The 5,236-nt window shown below is 56.5% G+C and carries 2 rRNA genes; both read right to left on the reverse strand.

Annotated elements, in window-relative coordinates:
* Positions 1-50: 50 nt before the first annotated feature.
* Positions 51-3,164, reverse strand: a 23S ribosomal RNA gene (locus DB033_RS20435).
* Between the two features lie 458 nt (positions 3,165-3,622).
* Positions 3,623-5,138, reverse strand: a 16S ribosomal RNA gene (locus tag DB033_RS20440).
* The 16S and 23S rRNA genes sit together here, the layout of an rRNA operon.
* Positions 5,139-5,236 lie beyond the last annotated feature (98 nt).

The raw sequence follows: 5,236 nt of genomic DNA on the forward strand, positions 1-5,236 counted from the left end.
CCGGGGGGTTTGTTGTTTCAGGTATCGCACAGTGGACGCGTAGCATTTTTGTGGTAAGTCCTCGGCCTATTAGTACCAGTCAGCTCATAACACCTTACGGTGCTTCCACTTCTGGCCTATCAACCCGGTGGTCTAGCCGGGGGCCTTACCCCCTCGAGGGGGTGGGAGTTCTCATCTTGGAACAGGCTTCCCGCTTAGATGCTTTCAGCGGTTATCCCTTCCGAACGTAGCCAACCAGCCGTGCTCCTGGTGGAACAACTGGCACACCAGAGGTTCGTCCGTCCCGGTCCTCTCGTACTAGGGACAGCCTTCCTCAAAACTCCTGCGCGCGCGGCGGATAGGGACCGAACTGTCTCACGACGTTCTAAACCCAGCTCGCGTGCCGCTTTAATGGGCGAACAGCCCAACCCTTGGGACCTACTCCAGCCCCAGGATGCGACGAGCCGACATCGAGGTGCCAAACCATGCCGTCGATATGGACTCTTGGGCAAGATCAGCCTGTTATCCCCGGGGTACCTTTTATCCGTTGAGCGACACCCCTTCCACAAGGTGGTGCCGGATCACTAGTCCCGACTTTCGTCCCTGCTCGAGATGTCCCTCTCGCAGTCAAGCTCCCTTGTGCACTTACACTCGAAACCTGATTACCAACCAGGCTGAGGGAACCTTTGGGCGCCTCCGTTACTCTTTAGGAGGCAACCGCCCCAGTTAAACTACCCACCAGGCACTGTCCCTGATCCAGATCATGGACCTAAGTTAGATGTTCAGTACAATCAGAGTGGTATTTCAACGTTGACTCCACAGCCACTGGCGTGACCACTTCACAGTCTCCCACCTATCCTACACAAATTGAACCAAACACCAATACCAAGCTGTAGTAAAGGTCCCGGGGTCTTTCCGTCCTGCCGCGCGTAACGAGCATCTTTACTCGTAGTGCAATTTCGCCGAGCCTATGGTTGAGACAGTAGAGAAGTCGTTACGCCATTCGTGCAGGTCGGAACTTACCCGACAAGGAATTTCGCTACCTTAGGATGGTTATAGTTACCACCGCCGTTTACTGGGGCTTAAATTCTGAGCTTCACCCTTACGGATTGACCCGTCCTCTTAACCTTCCAGCACCGGGCAGGCGTCAGTCCATATACATCGTCTTGCGACTTGGCATGGACCTGTGTTTTTAGTAAACAGTCGCTTCTCCCTGGTCTCTGCGGCCGAAACGTGCTTATCCCGCAAGGGGAATTCACACACCCCGGCCCCCCTTCTCCCGAAGTTACGGGGGTATTTTGCCGAGTTCCTTAACCATAGTTCGCTCGATCACCTTGGTATTCTCTACCTGACCACCTGTGTCGGTTTGGGGTACGGGCCGCTCGAAGCTCGCTAGAGGCTTTTCTCGACAGCATAGGATCACTCTCTTCGCCTCAATCGGCTATGCGTCAGGTCTCAGATCAACACGGAACCGGATTTGCCTGGCCCCGCTACCTACACCCTTACACCCGTGTTACCACTGACGGGCGGAGCTACCTTCCTGTGTCACCCCATCGCTTAACTACTAGAAAATCGGGTCACGCGCTCGCCACACCTTCCCCGAAGGGCCGGCTAGGTCCGGGCGTTTAGCATCAAATCGTTCGCCATGGGCGCTTCTTCGCGGGTACCGGAATATCAACCGGTTGTCCATCGACTACGCCTGTCGGCCTCGCCTTAGGTCCCGACTTACCCTGGGCGGATGAACCTGGCCCAGGAACCCTTGGTCATTCGGTGGGGGAGGTTCTCACTCCCCATTCGCTACTCATGCCTGCATTCTCACTCGCGTGGCCTCCACGGCTGGATCACTCCGCCGCTTCACTGCCCACACGACGCTCCCCTACCCATCCACACGACTGCACCCCACAAGGGGGCGGATCACATGTGTGAATGCCGCGGTTTCGGTGGTGTGCTTGAGCCCCGCTACATTGTCGGCGCGGAATCACTTGACCAGTGAGCTATTACGCACTCTTTAAAGGGTGGCTGCTTCTAAGCCAACCTCCTGGTTGTCTCTGCGACTCCACATCCTTTCCCACTTAGCACACGCTTAGGGACCTTAACCGGCGATCTGGGCTGTTTCCCTCTCGACTATGAAGCTTAGCCCCCACAGTCTCACTGCCGCGCTCTCACTTACCGGCATTCGGAGTTTGGTTGATTTCGGTAAGCTTGTGGGCCCCCTAGACCATCCAGTGCTCTACCTCCGGTAAGAAACACGCGACGCTGCACCTAAATGCATTTCGGGGAGAACCAGCTATCACGAAGTTTGATTGGCCTTTCACCCCTACCCACAGCTCATCCCCTCAGTTTTCAACCTAAGTGGGTTCGGACCTCCACGACGTCTTACCGTCGCTTCATCCTGGCCATGGGTAGATCACTTCGCTTCGGGTCTAGAGCATGCGACTCAAACGCCCTGTTCGGACTCGCTTTCGCTACGGCTGCCCCACACGGGTTAACCTTGCCACATACCACTAACTCGCAGGCTCATTCTTCAAAAGGCACGCCGTCACAGCCCATAAGGACCGCTCCGACGGATTGTAAGCACATGGTTTCAGGTACTATTTCACTCCCCTCCCGGGGTACTTTTCATCTTTCCCTCACGGTACTAGTCCGCTATCGGTCATCAGGTAGTATTTAGGCTTAACGGGTGGTCCCGCCAGATTCACAGCGAATTTCACGGGCTCGCTGCTACTTGGGAGAGCGCACACAGAGACCGCACGTTTTCGTCTACGGGGATATCACCCTCTACGTCTGGGTTTTCCAAACCCATTCGACTAACGCACGATTTTTTGACTCTGCAACCAGCCGGCAGACCAGTAACGCACACTTCCCACGACCCCCACCGTGCAACCCCTGCCGGGTATCACACACGATAGGTTTAGCCTCATCCGCTTTCGCTCGCCACTACTCACGGAATCACGGTTGTTTTCTCTTCCTGTGGGTACTGAGATGTTTCACTTCCCCACGTTCCCCCCACACGCCCTATATATTCAGGCGCGGGTGACAGGACATGACTCCTGCCAGGTTTCCCCATTCGGAAATCCTCGGATCACAGCTCGGTTGACAGCTCCCCGAGGCTTATCGCAGCCTCCTACGTCCTTCATCGGCTCCTGATGCCTAGACATCCACCATGTGCCCTTAAAAACTTGACCACAAAGATGCTCGCGTCCACTGTGCAATTCTCAAACAACAAACCCAGACCACACACACCCGCCGGCACCAACACCCGATACATTGATCAGGCCGGTATACCGACATGCGCGGCCAGGCCGAAACACACCAACCCCCACACCCCCGACACCACCACCCCACACGGGGCGGCGACACAGAGATACGGAGCTTGTTGTTTCAGGACCCAACAGTGTACCAACGAACCCCCTCACACCCACCACACACGTTCCCACCCAATCCACGCCACCAACCCCCAAAAGGAGCCGGCAACCCGGAGGAGCTGTACTAACACGCGGCAAGCGATCCAGGATCCGAAAAGTCAGCGTCCACCAATGAGCACCACCCACGACACACAAGGCCGTGAAAATGACGTCTGAACCGGACAACCCGCCCCCGACCAGAATGTCGGGAGAACCTGCGCCGGCCAGTTGCTCCTTAGAAAGGAGGTGATCCAGCCGCACCTTCCGGTACGGCTACCTTGTTACGACTTCGTCCCAATCGCCGATCCCACCTTCGACAGCTCCCTCCCTTACGGGTTGGGCCACCGGCTTCGGGTGTTACCGACTTTCGTGACGTGACGGGCGGTGTGTACAAGGCCCGGGAACGTATTCACCGCAGCGTTGCTGATCTGCGATTACTAGCGACTCCGACTTCATGGGGTCGAGTTGCAGACCCCAATCCGAACTGAGACCGGCTTTTTGGGATTCGCTCCACCTCGCGGTATCGCAGCCCTTTGTACCGGCCATTGTAGCATGCTTGAAGCCCAAGACATAAGGGGCATGATGATTTGACCTCATCCCCACCTTCCTCCGAGTTGACCCCGGCAGTCTCTTATGAGTCCCCACCATGACGTGCTGGCAACATAAGACGAGGGTTGCGCTCGTTGCGGGACTTAACCCAACATCTCACGACACGAGCTGACGACAACCATGCACCACCTGTACACCGACCTTGCGGGGCAACCATTTCTGGAAGTTTCCGGTGTATGTCAAGCCTTGGTAAGGTTCTTCGCGTTGCATCGAATTAATCAGCATGCTCCGCCGCTTGTGCGGGCCCCCGTCAATTCCTTTGAGTTTTAGCCTTGCGGCCGTACTCCCCAGGCGGGGCGCTTAATGCGTTAGCTGCGGCACAGAGAACGTGGAAGTCCCCCACACCTAGCGCCCACCGTTTACGGCGTGGACTACCAGGGTATCTAATCCTGTTCGCTCCCCACGCTTTCGCTCCTCAGCGTCAGTATCGGCCCAGAGACCCGCCTTCGCCACCGGTGTTCCTCCTGATATCTGCGCATTTCACCGCTACACCAGGAATTCCAGTCTCCCCTACCGAACTCTAGTCCGCCCGTATCGAATGCAGACCCGGAGTTGAGCCCCGGGATTTCACATTCGACGCGACGAACCGCCTACGAGCTCTTTACGCCCAATAATTCCGGACAACGCTCGCACCCTACGTATTACCGCGGCTGCTGGCACGTAGTTGGCCGGTGCTTCTTCTGCAGGTACCGTCTTCTATTCGTCCCTACTGAAAGAGGTTTACAATCCGAAGACCTTCATCCCTCACGCGGCGTCGCTGCGTCAGGCTTCCGCCCATTGCGCAATATTCCCCACTGCTGCCTCCCGTAGGAGTCTGGACCGTGTCTCAGTTCCAGTGTGGCCGATCGCCCTCTCAGGCCGGCTACCCGTCGTCGCCTTGGTAGGCCATCACCCCACCAACAAGCTGATAGGCCGCGGGCCCATCCCCAGCCGAAAAAACTTTCAACAAACCCCCATGCGAGGACAAGTCAATATTCGGTATTAGCACCCGTTTCCGGGAGTTATCCCAAAGCTGAGGGCAGGTTGCCCACGTGTTACTCACCCGTTCGCCACTCGAGTACCCGCAAGCGGGCCTTTCCGTTCGACTTGCATGTGTTAAGCACGCCGCCAGCGTTCGTCCTGAGCCAGGATCAAACTCTCCAATGAAAACATCAGAAAACTGATCTCCAACACACAACAAAACCTGACAAAAAATCAGATCAAAAGTGCATCAAAGGAACCCAACACCCACCAACCACAACCCC

It is taken from the genome of Nakamurella deserti (genome assembly GCF_003260015.1).
GTDB lineage: Bacteria > Actinomycetota > Actinomycetes > Mycobacteriales > Nakamurellaceae > Nakamurella > Nakamurella deserti.